Genomic DNA, 16,696 nt, shown 5'->3' on the forward strand with positions numbered 1-16,696 from the left:
ATAACTTCCATGCTCGTAACCTTTAGAAATCCGATGGGACTATTGACAATGCCAAGGCGCATTAATAAGGAGTCGTCCTTTCAAGCAGCATTGCCCAAGTTTGAGCTGGAACGTCTTTTCCGTTTCACCGGTATTGGGGTTGTTGCTATTTCTTGGATAGCGTATGCCATCCTTTTAATTTCCTGTATAACCATATTTATCAATTTATTTAAAACCGTAAAGGAGCGGGCATTCGATATGGCCCTAATGCGAACTTATGGCGCAACCAATTTCCAGCTGATAAAAATTTTGATTTATGAAGGATTTATCATCGTAACCGTGTCATTATTTTTGGGCGGGCTGCTGACATTAATGCTGATGGCACTTACTTCTTCCTACTTCGCAACTGAATATAATATGGAAATGTTATGGCAGCCCAATTATACGAATGCTGCCAAAACCATTCTCATAGTTTTTATCACCGTGATTTTTGCAGTATTGTTATCAATTTACCCATTGTTAACATTGAATATATCTAAAATTTTAAGTAATGAGAAATAAATTTGCCATTGCCGCTATTCTCTTCGGCTTACATTTTTGTACAGGCCAAGAGCACATAAGTTGGCAACATCTTGCCGATGTTAGTTTTACGGATAAATACTTCCCTTCTGTAGATCAATTGTTATTGTATCCCACGTTTGGACAGGACGTTAAGAAGTTGGAGGGAAAGGAAATAACCCTTAGCGGTTATTTTTTAAATATTTCTCCTGAGGATGATTTATATATACTTTCCAAAAACCCAATGGCGGCTTGTTTTTTCTGTGGAATGGCCGGTCCGGAAACTACCGTGGAACTTCATTTTAAAAAGAAACCCAACTTTTATACTGATGATATAATTACAGTTACGGGTACCCTTAGTTTGAATTCAAAAGATGTTACCCATCTCAACTATATTCTGGACAACTGTACCGCAGTGAAAGCTAAATAATTTTACTAGTTATTATAAATCAATAAAAGGTGGGCTTCAAAATAAGATATTGAAAGGAAAAAAATCATTTCCCATATATATCCTATTCCTAAATTTCAATTTTAGGAAGTGGTAGTAGCCTCATTTTTATTTTGTGTACTCAAGTTCTCTCTCATTTTTGAGTGCTCATCCTTCATTTGTTCAATTTCCTTTTGAAGCATGTCCTGATCCTTCATAATACGATCGTGATCGTCCATCATTTCCTTAAGCTGGGCTTCTTTTTCAGCTTCCGGCAAGGTTGCAAAATCCTGTTTGAGTTGATTGTGACCCTGCATCAATTCGTCATTTGCCTTTATAACCGCATCTTGTTTTTTCAGCATTACCTCGTGCTGTGCCATATCACGTACTAGTGTAGAATCGGAAAGATTGCCGCTTGAGATTTCTTCCATGAATTCCTCATGCTGTTTCATCATGGCTGTGTGCTCCTGTTTGATTTGGTTTTGGACATTAGCAATACTATCGTTTTCCTTTTGCAATTTTGCCAACTTATCCTCAAAGTCGGTATTTTTATTATTACAAGCCAACAATAATGTGGCAAAAAGAAATGTGGTTAAAATTCTAAATGTTCTCATAAGTCCTTGATTTTATAGTTAATATTTGAATATACCATTTTTAGGAATAGGATGGCAAACTTTTCAAATATTTTACAATACAATAACACTTTTGAGCTTGAATTTCGAAAATTCATAAAGAAGCTTCCATTTACAGGGAAAATTCAATGGGATAACGGTCTGAAACACTTTTATTTCCTACTACATCGGTCACCACAGCAAGAATATAATACATTCCTGATTGCCAATCGTTCTCGCCTGTGATAGGTTGTGGTGGAATGTTATTATCAAATGTGGCACCTACCGAAATTTCAGCTTCAAATTCGTGATAATCGAGTGCGTCAAAATGATCAATATTATGCATCACTATAACGTTTGGATGATTACCATTAATTTCCGAATCAGGTATACCTTCATCCTCCCGCACCAAGACTATCAAAAGGGATGATAGCGATGTATTGTCTGCCACCATGCCGGAAACGGCAATAACGTCCCCTTCCACATACTGTTGTCCATTTTGGGGTGTTGAATACATATTTAATGTAGGCGCCACGTTATCCTCAATACGCAAAAGGGTAAGGTCCACTTCCTCTTGGACAACCTGCCCCTGCTGGTCTGTAATTATTATTCTGAAAGTATATGTGCCTTGCTCGGCATCTTCTGAAATATCGATATGTTCATGGAAATCAGTATTTCGAAGTCCACTAAACTCCTCTTGCCACGTTTTCTGAAAATTCCAGGACAAACTCTGGCTTGAAATTTCTACAGCAATAGTTTGTATGAGTCCGGGTGCAAGAACCGCGGCTTCGAGATGTAGATCGGACCCTATAAATGCCTCGCGACTGTTTGCCAACCCAACTTCCAAATCTGCTATCTGTGGGGGCATCACTGCAGGTGCATCATCATCACTACAGGATAAAAGGAAAAGAAATAGAAGAAATGCAATATTTATTGATTTGAAAATTTTAATTATAGTTTTCATATTATAAAATTTTGATAAGGCGCGAAGATTATACTAGTCTTCGCGCCTAATTTAAATTAATCAATCACTACGCGCTGAGCGATACTTCCCTCTGGAGTTTGAATGAAAAGCACATAAATTCCAGCTTTTAGACTAGTTGAAGAATACGAATACGTACCATTGCCAGCAAGCAAATCAATAGCCTGTGAATCTAGCTTTTTTCCTGCAATATCATAAAGGGTTAATGTTCCCTCACCACCGTACTTCGAATTGATTGGAATTTGGAAATTTCCGTTGGAAGGATTTGGGTAAACACCACCGATACTCCCTTGACCATCAAAATCAGCAACTGAAAGCACTTCCATTTCAACTATTGGAAAAAGTGAAAAGTAGATTGCGGGTTCATAATCAGTGAAATTTTCGGTGCGGTAATCTTTCCAGGCTGGCGCACCGTGACTGTGCCATCTGATGGCGTTACGTGCAAATACACCAAAATCTGATGCAGGACGTGTCTCGTGGGGGGGCGTGCGTTATGGCAATTTTTTTAGTACCAAGATTTCCATGCACGTAGTCGTTTAAGTTGAATGAAACAAAAAATTCTCCGCTCACGCTCGCTGGATTGGTAAAATCAACCGTAAACATAGAGCCATCCACGGGCACATCATTATACGGCACATTTTTACTTGCCACGGGTGTACCGGGCAATCCGTTGGCTGCTACTGTGTAAATGCGATAGGAAGTATTTAAGGCACTCGTTCCCTCCTCCCCTTCGTGAATTGCCATTACACCATACACTTGGGCAGAGCCCTGTATTTCATATTTTTCGGCAAATTCCTCATCTCCATATGCATTATGTCCTGTATAGTACCCATCTGTATTTGGGTAACTCTCTGTAATGGGAGCAATAGAAGTTGTATCAAAATGCTCCAGTGTTTGTGTGTCCTGCGCAAGAAGGGATGCGCCGATCAATAGTGTAAATCCAGTGATAATTGTGTTTCTCATTTTTATTTTTTTTAATTTAATGTTTATTGAATTATTATAGAATTGATTTTTTGTGAATTCATATTATTCGATTTGACTGAATCGTAATTCAGAATTTATTCAATGATTTTAATGTCTATTGAAGTTCTTGATTGCCATCCCGTCTGGTCTGTTACTGAAAAGGCAGTGTGATAGTCCCCAAGATCCACGGTTTCTGGAATGGTTACCGGAATTGATATCTCGTAAGTTTGGGGATTTTCCGCAATGCTGAAATTTTCCAAATAGATAAATGGGGATTGGGCCTCCTTTATAGGCTCCAACTCACATAGCGACCCTTGGTCGTCGTGGGTGTGATGATCAAAATTGTGATGCACATTCAGACTATATGCCGCTAGGGCTAGATTGTCCGTTACGCGGGCGCGAAAGGTGTACGTTTCTCCTCTTTTCAGCTCCGCACAGGAGGTTGGGAAGCCGTTTTCGTAAGCAACCGTAATCTCTGGCCTTTCCTCATCTATTTCTTCGCCGTCGTCACTGCTGCAAGATGCAAAGACCAATGCTCCCGTAAATAGAATTGCCAATTTTTTGAAACTTGTTTTTAACATATGTATTTAATTTTAATTGATACTTATTAAATGGGCACCGTAACCGACAGGGATATATTCCTCCCGGCCTCCGGTACATCAATGAGCCTATAAAAACTCGTGTGGTTAAAATATTTTGTGTTGAACAAATTGTTTATCCTAATTCTGAATTCTGGTTGGTTGCTGCCTTCCGTCAGTTTAATATTTCCGGTAACCGACAGATTGAATAAGCTGTAACCATCGGTTTTTTCCTCTGGCGGCACGATTTCACGCTGGGCGGCAGCCTTGCGCCAGTCAAACTGAAACCTCAAATTCCTAAAGGTTGCGATGTCATTTTTCAAAATGTAGCTAGTGGAAGTCAAAAATGTGAGAGGTGGTGAAAAAGGCAGCGTAAAATTCTTTTTGGGTCCATCCAACTGTCTTGAGCGAACAAATTCACCAGAGACATCAATAACCAAACCTGGCGCTATTGTATAGCCTACACTAAGCTCACCACCTATCCGCGACACTTTATTCTGGGTGTATTCGTATATCTGGAGAGTTTCAAAATAAGTGGGAGTAGGATTCAGGTAAATGAAATTTGTAAAATAGCTCACAAATGGGCTCAAGCCAACCCTCAAATTCTTCCAGGTATAATCCACATCAAAATCCAATTGATATGATTCCTCTGGTTCCAGCTCCAGATTTCCCCTTTCATAGCGGTACATATGGTAGTTCACACCATCTGATGCTAGTTCATTTGCCAATGGCATTCTAAACCCTTTAGCAATATTCAATTTATAGGTTACATCATTTAAAACATAACTGACTCCCGCTGAGCCCGTAATATTGGAAAAATGCAGACTTTTATCTACTGCGCGTTGTAAAAAAACAGCGGATGAGGTACCATCTCCATTCGCAAATTGTGATGGAAACCAATCAAAATAAGGCTTCGTGTGAATGTATCCGTAATCGTAACGCACCCTCCTTGAAAATTCCATTGATCTGAAAATTCAATACGATCAAAAGCAAATATGCCGGCAACCCATCTATTATATTCTGGAATTAGGAAGCCCCAACCGCCAATGGAGTTATTTTGGTATTCCATATTAAAGCCAAAAGCAAGATGGTGCCCATTTATAGGATCAAATAAATCCTTTGCATTTATGGTTAACGTATTTTTTCTGAATATTCGCTCACGACTATCAGGGGGAGTTGGCATATAGCCGTGCGGTACGGGTTCTGAATGCTCTTCCCTATGATTATTCTGAAAACCAACCTCCACCAGAATTTTTTGATTTTCGGTATAGAAGGTGGAATTGTTTACAATCTTGAAATGATTGACTCGATGGAACGGTAGGTCAATATCCCTGTTTCTACTATCGTAATCTATGGTTGAAGTGCGCACTTCGAGACCGTGGGCATTTGCAAAAAAGCCATTCTTTGCATTTACATTGCTGAAAAATGTTTCCGTCTTAAAGTTATCCCCCAAAAACCCAACACTGAGTGCCGCATTGGCTTCCCTCCCAGCGGTATTACGAAGCCGCCGATTGTCAAGCTCAAAAATATAACTCTCATACCGTATTTGATCCGTAGGTACACGATAGTCGGCATAATTGCGATACGTAAATCTGCCCCGGTAAAACCATTTTTGTTTCCTAGCTTCCAACCCCATGGAAATTCCCAAAAGATCATTATTGCTTTCGGCCAAAAAGTTTACCTCGCCGCCAAACGAATTCGCAATAGGAATTTTTGGCGGAAGAATATCCACTACCCCCGCAATTGCATCAGAGCCGTACATTACTGAAGCAGGGCCTTTTATAATTTGAATATTATCGATACCATATTGGTCTATTTCCAATCCATGATCATTGCCCCATTGCTGGGCCTCGTGCTTTATACCATTTTGAACCACACTTACTCTATTGAATCCTAGACCCCGTATAACGGGTTTGGATTGGCCGGAGCCGATATTAATAGTACTTACACCAGGAATGTTTTCAAGTGTTTGCATCAAGCTATTGTTGCGATTTAACTCCATAAATTCACGGGATACAAGTACGGTACTTTGGGGGTTTTCCCGAGAGCTTCGGTCATTTGTCTTGCCGTGCAACTGGACAGTTTCCAAATTTGTTTTCTCTTGGGTTAGGGCCAAAATCAAGTCTGTTTTAGTTGGCACAAAAATTTCAAAAGTTTTTTTGGAATATCCCAGATGGGACACAGAAATAACAAATGTTCCGGATGGAACATCCTGGAATAAAAAATTCCCTTCTTCACTTGAAACATAGGTCTTTTGATTCAAAGAGATACTTGCCCCCTCAATGGGGAGTTTGGTATCATTATCCATAACAACACCTTTAATATTATAGGTATTCTGTGCGGAAAGCAGTGAGGTCATGGTCAAGCAAGACCATACCATTATTTTCATAAAATTCATCAATCTGAAATTTGGAGTTATTTCGAAGCGCAGAGGCCAAGAACTAAATATCCATTACGGGCAAAGCCATTACAGTTGAATTTAAATCCTCTAGTAGGAAACTAAAAAGGATCATCTTTCTGTAAACAGCTTTACGACCGTTTGAAATAAAGGAGATTATGAAAATATAGGCGGGGGCCTTGAAAAAAGTTTGCCCCGGAAATTCCCTGAAGAAAAAGGACTGGAATAGTGTAGAAAATAGTGCTTTTCGAGAAATAGCAAAGGTATTTGCAGCTCGAAATCTGCAACCACAGTTGGTTGAAACGGATTTATCTTATCGTTTGAGATGGCATGGTCACACAAACTACAATGTAAGAGATGGTCCGGATCATCAATATGCACAAGCGCGTGCAGACCGGCCAATTTCGTTGAAACGAAAAATGCCAATAAAATCAGCGCTACGATATTTTTTATCCGATTTTTAAACACAGGGCGCAAAGGTATCAAATGATTTTAAAAAAAAGTCCTGTAAATGTCATTAAAACGCTCTTAACATATTCTATTCTTGAAAATTTATTGGGAATTATTTATAGTCATGTTTCAATGTAGAGAAATGTTTCAATTAGAAATTAGTAGCTGGTTGTTGAAATCGGAGTTAGTAACTCGCTTTTTATGCTTTACAACTTAAAATCCAGATACTTCTAAATTCATTATTCTTCTTTTGAAGAATAAGATCATTTCCTTTAAAATTTAAATGTCCTCGTAAAATCATTGCTAAAAGTTGGATACCTTTATAAAGAAAATTAGTTGCATTAAATATAAAAGTTATGTACAAAATTATTCTTTGCGCCCTTGTGGCATTCAGTTTTATTGGCTGCGGTAAAAAAGGGATTGTACCAACAGACCCTGTCCCGGCACATGAAGACTTTATTATCAACTCTAAAATTTTAGGGGAAGAAAGGGTAATAAACGTATGGCTGCCGACAAAATATAAGGAATCACAAAATGGGCTGCCGGTTCTTTATATGCCCGATGGCGGTATTAAGGAAGACTTTCCGCATATAGCCAATACCCTTGAAAAACTGATTTCAGAAGAAAAAATACCACCATTTATTTTAGTGGGTATTGAAAACACCAATAGAAGGCGTGATCTAACAGGGCCAAGTGAGGTCGCCTACGATAAACAATATGTGCCAGAGCCGGGCGGCTCCAACAATTTCAGGGAATTTATTAAAGACGAACTTTTCCCAAAAATTGAAAACAGCTATCGAACTAAGAATAAAAAGGCCCTTATTGGCGAATCCTTGGCCGGCTTATTTGTTGTAGAAACCCTTTTGCTGGATCAGGGTATGTTTGACGCTTACATGGCGATGGATCCCTCGCTGTGGTACAATGAGAATTATTTGGTTAAAAATTTTGAGTCCCTAACAAAAGATGGTGGGCTTGAAGGAAAGAAATTTTGGTTCGCCGGGTCGAGTGCGGAAGATATTTATACGCACACGAGGGAATTAGCGAGAAAACTTGAAAGGAACAGTGCGGGAATGGAATGGAAATATACCGATGCACCAAAGGAAAAGCACAATACTATTTTTAGAGCCACTAAAGAAGAGGCGATGATTTGGGCGTTAAATTGAATGACTCCATATAAAAAGAACTGTAATCTTTAACATTGTCATTAAATACTAAAAATTTCTCGCAAATTTTATTTAGCTCAAATAAATCTTCTGAACGAATAACAAACACTCTTAATTACTAATTGATATAAAATATTTATTGATTATAAATTTATATTTATTGTTTTTCAATAAATATTCTTAAATTTGACATTCTAATTTAATTCCTAATTTAAATGTCAAAAACCAATAATTTCGTGTTTTGGGCCCTCTATGTTGTAGCTTGGCTCATATTTGTAGGATTGTCTATTGAGGCTGGTGGATTACTAGTGAATTTCTTCTTCAGCCTGTACAACCCAGAAATCATACCAAATCTTTATCAAAATTTGGATTTAAGTGAAATGTACCAAAAAGATAAGCGGGCATTTTTTGGCATCTATAGTTTTATCCTCGTCATTTCGTTTTTGAAAGCTTTTTTATTTTATATCGTGATTACACTGATGCACAAAATGGATTTGTCAAAACCATTTAATAGCTTCGTTTCACACCAAATTTCACGATTGGGCTATTTCACATTATCCATTGGCCTTATCAGTTTTATTGCAAGGCAGTGGAGCAGAACTTTAATGCATCATGGCTATGATATTGAAAACCTCGCACAATTTTGGTCAGACAGCAGGGCGTTTATCCTGATGGGCGCCATTATCTATATAATTGCGATGATTTTCCAAAAAGGTGTTGATCTTCAAAACGAAAATGATTTAACAGTATAAGCAATGCCCATAATTGTAAACCTAGATGTAATGATGGCAAAGCGTAAAATGTCATTGAACGAACTTTCCGAAAAAGTGGGCCTCACATTGTCAAACCTTTCCATTCTGAAGACTGGCAAGGCTAAGGCAATTCGGTTTAGCACCTTGGAAACCATCTGCAATGTGCTGGATTGCCAGCCCGGCGATATTTTGGAGTATGTGTCTGATGATGAAAAGACACACTAAATATTAATTTATCTAAATTTTTTTTTACCATCAATAATTGTGTTGTAGCGCGTCCGTCATTTTCAAATGAATTCAACAAAAATGGGAACTTATTTCAAAAAAGGCTTCCGAAGCTCAAATTCGCTCGGGTAGATGTTTTCCAAAACAGGTTTTAGTAATATATTTTTCATTTTTGAAGTATGTCTGGCATATAACGTCATGGCTTCCGGAAGCGCGCCCAGTGCACTTTTTATCAGCTCGCTTGTGCGGCCCAAATGAAGTTGATCCACTTTCAGTGAAATTGCCAGTTCCACATAATCGTAAAGGATTCGTTCATACACTGCAAATTCAGAATTGTAACCGTAGTCAATCCCAACATAATTGGCTTCCAAATTATCGCAGTTTTCAAAAGCGGTGCTGAATCCAACCAATTTTTCCCCGAAGAAAAATCCCCTACAATGAAAGCGGTTGCCCAAATTTTTCTTCAAATTAAAAAAACACAATGGATAGTTTACGCCGTAGCTATAATGGGATTTTTGCAGCACATTATTGAATAATCGTACTAAATCCTGTTCGTATTTTTGAATATCGTCCTCTGAAAGTTCGCGGATAGACAGCGCGGCTGACTTTTTATAGGCGCTGTTTGCCTTCGCACGGTATTTTGCCTTCATACTTCCCAGATAATCTTCAAGTCTCTGCCAGTGTGAATCCATCTGCAGCACCATATTCACATCAATCTGAAATGGACGGTATTTATACGCTTCCAAGCGTTTGGCGGCGCCAACAGATTTTTCCCAAAACTCCTTAAAGAGCATTATTGAGAATTCATTTTTCAATGAATCGTTATTTTTCAATTTTTGCGCCGCAGTAGCCATTAACGTAATTGCTTCCTCTTTTGAAATTTCATTGGAAAATGCAAAACCATTTTCGCCTGTTGCAAAAATATTCCCGCAAACCAATCCTTTTATTGAAAAACTATCGTCCGTATTCCTGCAGTCCTGAAATATTTTTAGAAAACTGCTTTGATTTGCTGTCTTTTTATAAATAAAAGTTGAAATCTGAAAAACTCCCGCTACCAAAGGTTTTTTTTCAGAATTATAGATAAGCACGGGTATCAATTTTAGGGAAGGACGCAATGAATTTTCCAATGCAAAAAGAAATTCCAGCGAAAGAAATACATTTTGTCTTGGAATTATCGCACTCCAGTCTACCGTGGGAATGGCAGTTATGGAATCAAAAAAGTGAAATTGTTCCGAAGAATTTATGGACATACGTATGGGGATGGGCAACAAATATAAGTATTCCTATCTGGTCTATGCTATTTAGAAATCACCTTCAAATCATTATCTTTAATTCTACAAAAAAAATAAAAATGACTGCCAAAAACCTGCCCGAGCTTCCCTTTGAAGATTGGAACATTACCCGAATTACACCTCATATAACCCTTTGACATTTTTGGAAAATTGCTTACCATACAAGGGCCAAAAGAGCAGATTGGGATATTGCGGAACTTACGGTACCGGATTTGGATAAAATTTAGTTTACGAAGCGCAAAGATTATCTTTTTCTTCTACTCCTATTTCCCCTATTCTTTTTTGAAGGCGAATTTGCTTTTTCGCCGGTATTGCGACCACGGCTGTGGCGTTGTGCTTTTTGCCGCTTCTTTTCCTCTTCCGCGGCTTTTACGTCGGCCATTGTTTCGGTGGGTTCAAAATCTGGAAGGGTTTTGGCCTCCAGTTTTTCGCCAATTAATTTTTCAATATCCCGTAAATAGCCCACTTCATCAAGACTCACCAATGAGAGTGCTTCACCGCTGGCTCCTGCCCTTCCGGTCCGGCCAATTCTATGCACGTAATCTTCGGGTACATTTGGCAATTCGTAATTAATAACGTGCGGTAAGAGTGGGATATCGAGTCCACGTGCCGCAATATCTGTTGCAACCAGAACACGTACTTTTCCTTCCTTAAACCCGGACAGTGCGCGGGTTCGTGCGCCCTGGCTTTTATTCCCGTGGATTGCCGCGGAAGTGATTCTAGCTTTTTCAAGTTTTTCGCTCAGACGGTTGGCGCCGTGCTTCGTTCGGGTAAATATGAGCACTTGTTTCCAGTTTCCTTCAGAAATAAGTTTGATGGTCAAATCTGTTTTTTGGGTTTTGTCTACCCTATAAACTGTTTGGTCAATCTTTTCAACCGTAGTATTTTCGGGGGTTGCCTCTACCAAGACGGGATGATGGAGAAAATCGTTTGCAAGGGCTTTTATTTCTTTTGAAAATGTAGCCGAAAAAAGCAGATTCTGCCTTTTTGAAGGAAGCAATGCCAGAATTTTTTTTATATCCCTTAAAAAACCCATATCCAGCATTCTATCGGCCTCATCCAAAACCAGCACCTCAACTTTTGAAAGTGAAAGGGCACCTTGCTCATAAAGATCCAATAAACGTCCCGGCGTGGCTACCAAAATATCCACTCCATTTCGAAGCGCACGAATTTGTGGGTTTGCGCCCACTCCGCCAAAAATTACGGTGGACTTTAGATTGGTAAATTCGCCATATTCCTTGAATTCTTCTTGCACCTGTGCCGCGAGTTCGCGGGTGGGCGTTAGGATCAAGGCCTTTACCGGACGTTGGCGCAACGGAGGTTCGTTGTTTAATATTTGTAAAATGGGAAGCGCAAAACCAGCTGTCTTGCCGCTACCGGTCTGTGCGGAGGCAAGCAAGTCCTTTCCTTCCAAAATTAAGGGAATTGCTTTTTTTTGAATTACCGAAGGCGTTTCGTAACCTTTTTTTTCAATTGCTTTCAGCAGGGCATTGGAAAGCCCAAGGGATTTAAATGACATATTTTATTCAGATTGTTTTTAGCGCTTCGCTTTTGGATTCTTCAATTATTAAAATTCAAAAAAGGTTGCACTTTATATTTTGTTAGACCGCTGCGCTTGGAAATATTTTATCGCGGCGCTTTTAGAATTCGGTCTATTACAGAACCTTTATACCTAAGAAGACGGTTTTAATATGGCGCGAAGGTACGTTTAATTTTTTTGGGTAGCCTATTTCTGTTTAAAATGGGTGGTACTCCCAAAAAATTAGTATTATTGAAAATAAATTTAATGTTATGGTTGGTGGTTTTGGCAGCATACAGAATATGATTATTACGCTTCGTAATAACAAAAATCTCCTGCCAAATAGGAAATCATTTTTCGAATCCAAAAATTTTAAAACTACAAAGCGGGAATATCACAAAGTTACCGGGAGGCAATTCAATATTAAAAAAGCCAGTCCTGAAGAATTGCTTGCCATTCGAAAAAAAATTAAAAGCAACCGCAAAAGGGAAAGCAGAAAGTTTGCCATTCTACTTTGCATATCATTACCCTTGATTTTTGCGGGACTATATTTTGGCATCTACAATTTTAGCCTTGGTTTTCCTGAGTTGGAAGTCACTTCGTTTCAAATTCAGAAAGATGAAATAGAAAAATATCATTTCTATGTAAACGATGGCGATGCTTGGCTGGCAAAAGGAAATTACCACAATGCTGTTTTTCAGTACAAAAAAGCACTACAGTTATTTCCCAATGACTTTGAAGCAAACTATAGGTTGGCCTTGGGTTACAGTTATAAATGCCAATATGATTTCAAGGATTGCAGAAAAGGAAAAATATTAATTGATAAGTTGAGCGAACAATTTCCCCATAACCAAAAAATTAAAGAAATTGAATATATTTTCCATCATTGGGGTGAGTAACAGTAAGGTAGATATAATTAATCTCACTATATTTAACAACAACCAATAATCAATTAAAAATGAAACCACTACTACTGCGCGGGGTATTAGCTTGGGTTTCGCGGAGAGGTTTTCCCCACACTACTTCCCAAACACAAGAAATTTTTTTTCTCAAAATAAAAATTGCAGTCTTCGCATTTATCTGTTTCATGCTTACAGCAAAAGTTTTCTCGCAGGATTACGAAATAAAAAATCTGCTTGACTCGCTGGAAACTACTACCGTTGCAGAAAAAAAACTAGAGCTACTTAGCAATATTACAGATTATTATTCCCTGAAGGATTTGGATAAAGCTATAATCTACGCAAGAAAAGGAGTTTTTCTTTCCGATAAAAATAAAAATACCAAATGGCAACCCAGATTTTATGAAATGAAGGGAAGAATTCATGCGAATATGATTCAGCTGGATTCTGCCTCTTTCTATTTTTCAAAAGCTGAAAAAGGGTATCAGAAAATTGGAGATAAAAAAGGGCAAGCTACTACTTATTTTAAAATTGGATGGGTTCACAAAAAGAAAGGAGAGCTACAAAAAGCTTTGGAAGCAGATTTGAAAGCCCTTAAATTGATGGAAAGCATTGGTGATAAAATGGGCATCGCCGGTGCCAATAGCAGATTATCACAGGATGTTTTATTGCAAGGAAGAAAGCAGGAAGCGCTGGATTACGCAAAGAAGACCATCGCGATATGTGAGAAAAATAATTTTCAACGCGAATTGGTTTTTGCCTACACTGCAGCTGGTGACGCCAGTATTGCCTTAAGCAACTATCAACAAGCCCTGGAATATTTTGAGAAAGCGTTGAATGAAGCAATAAACCAAGGATTTGACGCCATGTCCCTTTCTGATTTTTATAATAATCGCGGCAATGCGTTGAAGCGACTAGGTCGCTATCCTGAAGCCCTCCAAAACTATAAAGAGTCTTTGCGGCTGGCACAGGAATCAAATTACCAAAACGCCCTTAATACCATAGGTGCAAATTTGGGGGAGATAAATCTGTTAGTGGGAAATTATGAAGAAGCGCTTCCGTATCAATTGGAAACAATAAGACTTACCGAAGAAAGTGGCGATCTGCCCAATTTGCCTGAAAATTACATGCACGCCAGCACTATTTATGAAAAATTGGGCAATTATCCCGCAGCACTGGAATATCAAAAAAAGGCGCGGATTATGGGTGATAGCGTTGCTGCATTGGAAAGCGATAGGAATATGAGCGAACTGCTTACCCAATACGAAACGGAGAAGAAAGAGCAAACCATCACGACCCAAAATGCACAAATTGCACAACAAAAACGCACACAGACTTTATACGTTATTTTAGCCGCACTGCTCGCCATCATTGTCTTCGGAATGTTTTTTATCCTTCAAAATATTCGTAAAAAAAGGAAAGCGCTGGCGATACTTAATACGGAACTGGATGCAAAGAACAAGCAGAACGAATTGCTGCTCAAAGAAATCCATCACCGGGTAAAGAACAATCTGGAAATGGTAAAAAGCCTTATCGCCCTGCAATCTGCGCAATTGACAGATACCGCAAGCAAGGAAGCTATGCTCGCCAGCCAAAACCGCGTGCAGAGCATGGGGATAATTCATCAAAAATTATATCAGGGCAATAATTTAGGCGCTATTGAAATGAAGGATTATTTTTTAAATTTAGGCGAAGGCGTTCTAGATACCTTCAACGCAGAACAAAAAGTACGTATAGAATGTGCCATGGATGAATTGAACCTGGATGTGGATACCGCGGTGCCAATTGGATTAATCGTTAATGAACTGCTTACCAATGCGCTGAAGTATGCATTTCCCGATGGAAATTCTGGTAAGATTGACATCAGTTTAAAGCACGAAAAGGATGCTTTGCAACTAAGAGTTTCGGATAACGGCATAGGAAAAATGGAAGGTGCCGTCCCAAAAGGAACGGGTTTCGGCACGCAACTTATTCGATTGCTCACACAACAACTCAACGGTACTATGCATGAAGATCATTCCCACGGAACTACCCTTCTTTTTCATTTTAAAAATTATGTAACGGCTTGATGGATGGCGTAACCAAAATATTGATTGTGGAAGACGAAATGGTTATTGCAGCCAATATTTCGTTGCAACTTATTGAATTGGGATACGATGTCACCGGAATTATACCGCGCGGGGAGGAAGCCTTAGAAAATATAGCTATTGACAGGCCCGATATTATTTTAATGGACATTCAATTGAAAGGGAATTTGGACGGAATTGCCACTGCACAGCAAATACACAAGCGCTTCGCCATTCCTATAATCTATCTCACCGCAAACACGGATGAGGCGCATTTTAATCGCGCCAAGGAAACCCATCCCTATGCATTCATCTCTAAACCTTTTAAGAAATTGGATCTGCAGCGTGCCATTGAATTGACGGTGGATAGAATCTCAATTGAAAGAAATGCCGAGTCCAAGGAAAATGGTAGTATTGAAGCACATACTTCCGAAAACACCCTTCCCTATATCTTGAACGATCGCATTTTTGTTCGCCATAACGAAAAGATGCTGAAAATAGATATTAAGGATATTTATTACATTGAAGCAGACCGTAATTACAGCCGCATTTTTACCGCAACGCGGGAGTATTTACTTGTTATGACGCTCAAGGATATTGACGAAAAACTTCCGTATAATCATTTTTTAAGAATACACCGCAGCTACATTATCAATCTTTCCCAGATCAATGAAGTGGCCGGCACGCACGTGGTAATTTCAAAAAAGGCAATCCCCATGAGCAAGTCCATGCGTAATGAACTTCTAAGTAGGCTGCAGACCTTGTAATACATCATTTAAAAATTCTTAGGTAAATAACTAACACCTCTCGGACAGGAAAACATGTTCTTCGTCCCATATCCTTTTCGTTTTAGTCTGGTCTTTAATTATTTAGAATACTGATTTTTAAATGAAATTATTGGTAATGAAAATTTTTACTCTAATAACGTATGCTATTATTGTCAGTGCGCTTCTACTTTTTATGAATTGAGACATCAATAAATTTAAAAACAAATTCTTGTGGCAAAAATATTTCGAAATATACGATATAGTTTATTGAAAGAAAGCCGGTTAACACGTTATGTCGTGTATGCGCTGGGTGAAATTATACTTGTGGTGATCGGTATTCTAATTGCGCTTCAATTAAATAAATGGAATGAATACCGAAAAAATACTCGGTTGGAAACCCGATATGTCAACAGACTTTTGGACGATTTAAAGGAAGAAAAATCATACGTAAAAACCTATATTTTTTACAATGCCCAAGTAAACGAGCACGCCAAAAAATCTATAGCATACTTTAATGATTCACTCAAGGCCTTTAAAAAATCGGGCTCAAGCCTTGTTGATTTGTACCAAGCTAGCCAAATAAACAGCGCACGGATGCAGAATTCAACCTACAAGGAATTGGTTTTTTCTGGCCAGATCAATCTAATTAGAAGTGATAGTCTTAAGCAATCCATTATATCTTATAACGAATTAAACTGGAATACCGTACCTATTATGCTTGTGCCCAACAAATATAGGGAAAGCCTACGAAGCTTGATGCCACAGGAAATTCAAGATCAGATTCGCACGCATTGCGGCGATATTTATATTGGTTCGCGAAAAGGCATTTCGGTACGTTTGCCGGAGGATTGCCAAATTAACATTACAGATAAAGAAGCGGAAGATGCCTTGAAAATTCTTTTGGAAGATACGCAATTGAAAAAAGATCTACTGTTCTTGATTGGAAATCTGGATTCCAAATTGGCTTATATGAATTATGTTTTAAAACAGCTAGATGCAGTGGATACGCAGTTGAGTCTATATGCTAGCAGAAAATAGTTCACTTCAGTCATATATTTTTTGGACAT

General features: G+C 38.6%; 19 protein-coding genes. 10 read left to right on the forward strand and 9 right to left on the reverse strand.

The window, feature by feature from the left end; all coding sequences use genetic code 11:
* Positions 1 to 9 precede the first annotated feature (9 nt).
* Both KIV10_RS13880 and KIV10_RS04210 read left to right on the forward strand, forming a co-directional pair.
* Entirely contained in the window at positions 10 to 540 is a 531-nt protein-coding gene (locus KIV10_RS13880; protein WP_246516184.1) for an FtsX-like permease family protein, read from the forward strand.
* Positions 530 to 967, forward strand: a complete 438-nt coding sequence (locus KIV10_RS04210; RefSeq protein ID WP_214112252.1) for a hypothetical protein — start codon at positions 530 to 532, stop codon at positions 965 to 967. Before KIV10_RS13880 ends, KIV10_RS04210 begins: the two co-directional genes overlap by 11 nt.
* Before the next feature lie 101 nt (positions 968 to 1,068).
* Here KIV10_RS04210 and KIV10_RS04215 read toward each other — a convergent pair whose 3' ends face one another.
* The 7 genes from KIV10_RS04215 to KIV10_RS14025 form a co-directional block, all read right to left on the reverse strand.
* Positions 1,069 to 1,578, reverse strand: coding sequence for a hypothetical protein (locus KIV10_RS04215; RefSeq protein WP_214112253.1), 510 nt, complete (start codon positions 1,576 to 1,578; stop codon positions 1,069 to 1,071).
* 130 nt (positions 1,579 to 1,708) lie between these two features.
* Positions 1,709 to 2,539: a DUF4625 domain-containing protein gene (locus tag KIV10_RS04220; protein ID WP_214112254.1), complete on the reverse strand. Its 831-nt coding sequence runs from the start codon at positions 2,537 to 2,539 to the stop codon at positions 1,709 to 1,711.
* Positions 2,540 to 2,595: 56 nt separating this feature from the next.
* Entirely contained in the window at positions 2,596 to 2,883 is a 288-nt protein-coding gene (locus KIV10_RS04225) for a T9SS type A sorting domain-containing protein (RefSeq protein ID WP_214112255.1), read from the reverse strand.
* A 109-nt stretch (positions 2,884 to 2,992) separates the two neighbouring features.
* The gene (locus KIV10_RS04230) at positions 2,993 to 3,520 is read right to left on the reverse strand and encodes a hypothetical protein (protein ID WP_214112256.1); all 528 of its coding nucleotides are present in this window, start codon (positions 3,518 to 3,520) and stop codon (positions 2,993 to 2,995) included.
* 95 nt (positions 3,521 to 3,615) lie between these two features.
* A complete protein-coding gene (locus tag KIV10_RS04235; RefSeq protein ID WP_214112257.1) occupies positions 3,616 to 4,101 on the reverse strand; it encodes a DUF4625 domain-containing protein in 486 nt (161 codons plus the stop codon).
* Between the two features lie 26 nt (positions 4,102 to 4,127).
* Entirely contained in the window at positions 4,128 to 5,042 is a 915-nt protein-coding gene (locus tag KIV10_RS13885; RefSeq protein ID WP_317194709.1) for a TonB-dependent receptor domain-containing protein, read from the reverse strand.
* On the reverse strand, positions 4,931 to 6,487 hold the full coding sequence (locus KIV10_RS14025) for a TonB-dependent receptor (RefSeq protein WP_317194699.1): 1,557 nt from the start codon (positions 6,485 to 6,487) through the stop codon (positions 4,931 to 4,933). The genes KIV10_RS13885 and KIV10_RS14025 overlap by 112 nt, the downstream gene beginning before the upstream one ends.
* Before the next feature lie 188 nt (positions 6,488 to 6,675).
* On the opposite strand from KIV10_RS14025, the gene KIV10_RS04245 reads away from it, so the two are divergent.
* The 4 genes from KIV10_RS04245 (at position 6,676) to KIV10_RS04260 (ending at position 9,086) form a co-directional block, all read left to right on the forward strand.
* A complete protein-coding gene (locus KIV10_RS04245) occupies positions 6,676 to 6,960 on the forward strand; it encodes a hypothetical protein (RefSeq protein WP_214112258.1) in 285 nt (94 codons plus the stop codon).
* 342 nt (positions 6,961 to 7,302) lie between these two features.
* On the forward strand, positions 7,303 to 8,109 hold the full coding sequence (locus tag KIV10_RS04250; protein ID WP_214112259.1) for an alpha/beta hydrolase: 807 nt from the start codon (positions 7,303 to 7,305) through the stop codon (positions 8,107 to 8,109).
* Between the two features lie 215 nt (positions 8,110 to 8,324).
* The gene (locus KIV10_RS04255) at positions 8,325 to 8,861 is read left to right on the forward strand and encodes a DUF2975 domain-containing protein (protein WP_214112260.1); all 537 of its coding nucleotides are present in this window, start codon (positions 8,325 to 8,327) and stop codon (positions 8,859 to 8,861) included.
* Between the two features lie 3 nt (positions 8,862 to 8,864).
* Positions 8,865 to 9,086 (forward strand): helix-turn-helix domain-containing protein, encoded by a 222-nt coding sequence (locus KIV10_RS04260; protein WP_214112261.1) that lies wholly within the window; start codon positions 8,865 to 8,867, stop codon positions 9,084 to 9,086.
* Between the two features lie 89 nt (positions 9,087 to 9,175).
* Here KIV10_RS04260 and KIV10_RS04265 read toward each other — a convergent pair whose 3' ends face one another.
* Positions 9,176 to 10,336, reverse strand: a complete 1,161-nt coding sequence (locus KIV10_RS04265; protein WP_214112262.1) for a hypothetical protein — start codon at positions 10,334 to 10,336, stop codon at positions 9,176 to 9,178.
* A gap of 286 nt (positions 10,337 to 10,622) precedes the next feature.
* Positions 10,623 to 11,897 carry a DEAD/DEAH box helicase gene (locus tag KIV10_RS04270; protein WP_214112263.1) on the reverse strand — a complete coding sequence of 425 codons (1,275 nt, stop codon included), beginning with the start codon at positions 11,895 to 11,897 and terminating at the stop codon, positions 10,623 to 10,625.
* Positions 11,898 to 12,169: 272 nt separating this feature from the next.
* Between KIV10_RS04270 and KIV10_RS04275 the strand changes: the two genes are divergently transcribed.
* From KIV10_RS04275 to KIV10_RS04290, 4 genes are all read left to right on the forward strand, one after another.
* The gene (locus KIV10_RS04275) at positions 12,170 to 12,796 is read left to right on the forward strand and encodes a tetratricopeptide repeat protein (protein WP_214112264.1); all 627 of its coding nucleotides are present in this window, start codon (positions 12,170 to 12,172) and stop codon (positions 12,794 to 12,796) included.
* 59 nt (positions 12,797 to 12,855) lie between these two features.
* A complete protein-coding gene (locus KIV10_RS04280; RefSeq protein WP_214112265.1) occupies positions 12,856 to 14,865 on the forward strand; it encodes a tetratricopeptide repeat protein in 2,010 nt (669 codons plus the stop codon).
* Positions 14,865 to 15,629, forward strand: a complete 765-nt coding sequence (locus KIV10_RS04285; protein ID WP_214112266.1) for a LytR/AlgR family response regulator transcription factor — start codon at positions 14,865 to 14,867, stop codon at positions 15,627 to 15,629. The genes KIV10_RS04280 and KIV10_RS04285 overlap by 1 nt, the downstream gene beginning before the upstream one ends.
* A gap of 231 nt (positions 15,630 to 15,860) precedes the next feature.
* Entirely contained in the window at positions 15,861 to 16,667 is an 807-nt protein-coding gene (locus KIV10_RS04290; protein ID WP_214112267.1) for a DUF6090 family protein, read from the forward strand.
* The last annotated feature ends 29 nt before the right edge of the window (positions 16,668 to 16,696 follow it).

Origin of the sequence: Aequorivita echinoideorum (assembly GCF_018476645.1) — a bacterium.
Lineage (GTDB): Bacteria > Bacteroidota > Bacteroidia > Flavobacteriales > Flavobacteriaceae > Aequorivita > Aequorivita echinoideorum.

What these genes read in the sequence shown, in the direction of transcription:
- KIV10_RS13880 (WP_246516184.1), top strand. Translation starts at nt 10, where the DNA reads ATGCTCGTAACCTTTAGAAATCCGATGGGACTATTGACAATGCCAAGG.
- KIV10_RS04210 (WP_214112252.1), top strand. Translation starts at nt 530, where the DNA reads ATGAGAAATAAATTTGCCATTGCCGCTATTCTCTTCGGCTTACATTTT.
- KIV10_RS04215 (WP_214112253.1), bottom strand. Translation starts at nt 1,578, where the DNA reads ATGAGAACATTTAGAATTTTAACCACATTTCTTTTTGCCACATTATTG.
- KIV10_RS04220 (WP_214112254.1), bottom strand. Translation starts at nt 2,539, where the DNA reads ATGAAAACTATAATTAAAATTTTCAAATCAATAAATATTGCATTTCTT.
- KIV10_RS04225 (WP_214112255.1), bottom strand. Translation starts at nt 2,883, where the DNA reads ATGGAAGTGCTTTCAGTTGCTGATTTTGATGGTCAAGGGAGTATCGGT.
- KIV10_RS04230 (WP_214112256.1), bottom strand. Translation starts at nt 3,520, where the DNA reads ATGAGAAACACAATTATCACTGGATTTACACTATTGATCGGCGCATCC.
- KIV10_RS04235 (WP_214112257.1), bottom strand. Translation starts at nt 4,101, where the DNA reads ATGTTAAAAACAAGTTTCAAAAAATTGGCAATTCTATTTACGGGAGCA.
- KIV10_RS14025 (WP_317194699.1), bottom strand. Translation starts at nt 6,487, where the DNA reads ATGAAAATAATGGTATGGTCTTGCTTGACCATGACCTCACTGCTTTCC.
- KIV10_RS04250 (WP_214112259.1), top strand. Translation starts at nt 7,303, where the DNA reads ATGTACAAAATTATTCTTTGCGCCCTTGTGGCATTCAGTTTTATTGGC.
- KIV10_RS04255 (WP_214112260.1), top strand. Translation starts at nt 8,325, where the DNA reads ATGTCAAAAACCAATAATTTCGTGTTTTGGGCCCTCTATGTTGTAGCT.
- KIV10_RS04260 (WP_214112261.1), top strand. Translation starts at nt 8,865, where the DNA reads ATGCCCATAATTGTAAACCTAGATGTAATGATGGCAAAGCGTAAAATG.
- KIV10_RS04265 (WP_214112262.1), bottom strand. Translation starts at nt 10,336, where the DNA reads ATGTCCATAAATTCTTCGGAACAATTTCACTTTTTTGATTCCATAACT.
- KIV10_RS04270 (WP_214112263.1), bottom strand. Translation starts at nt 11,897, where the DNA reads ATGTCATTTAAATCCCTTGGGCTTTCCAATGCCCTGCTGAAAGCAATT.
- KIV10_RS04275 (WP_214112264.1), top strand. Translation starts at nt 12,170, where the DNA reads ATGGTTGGTGGTTTTGGCAGCATACAGAATATGATTATTACGCTTCGT.
- KIV10_RS04280 (WP_214112265.1), top strand. Translation starts at nt 12,856, where the DNA reads ATGAAACCACTACTACTGCGCGGGGTATTAGCTTGGGTTTCGCGGAGA.
- KIV10_RS04285 (WP_214112266.1), top strand. Translation starts at nt 14,865, where the DNA reads ATGGATGGCGTAACCAAAATATTGATTGTGGAAGACGAAATGGTTATT.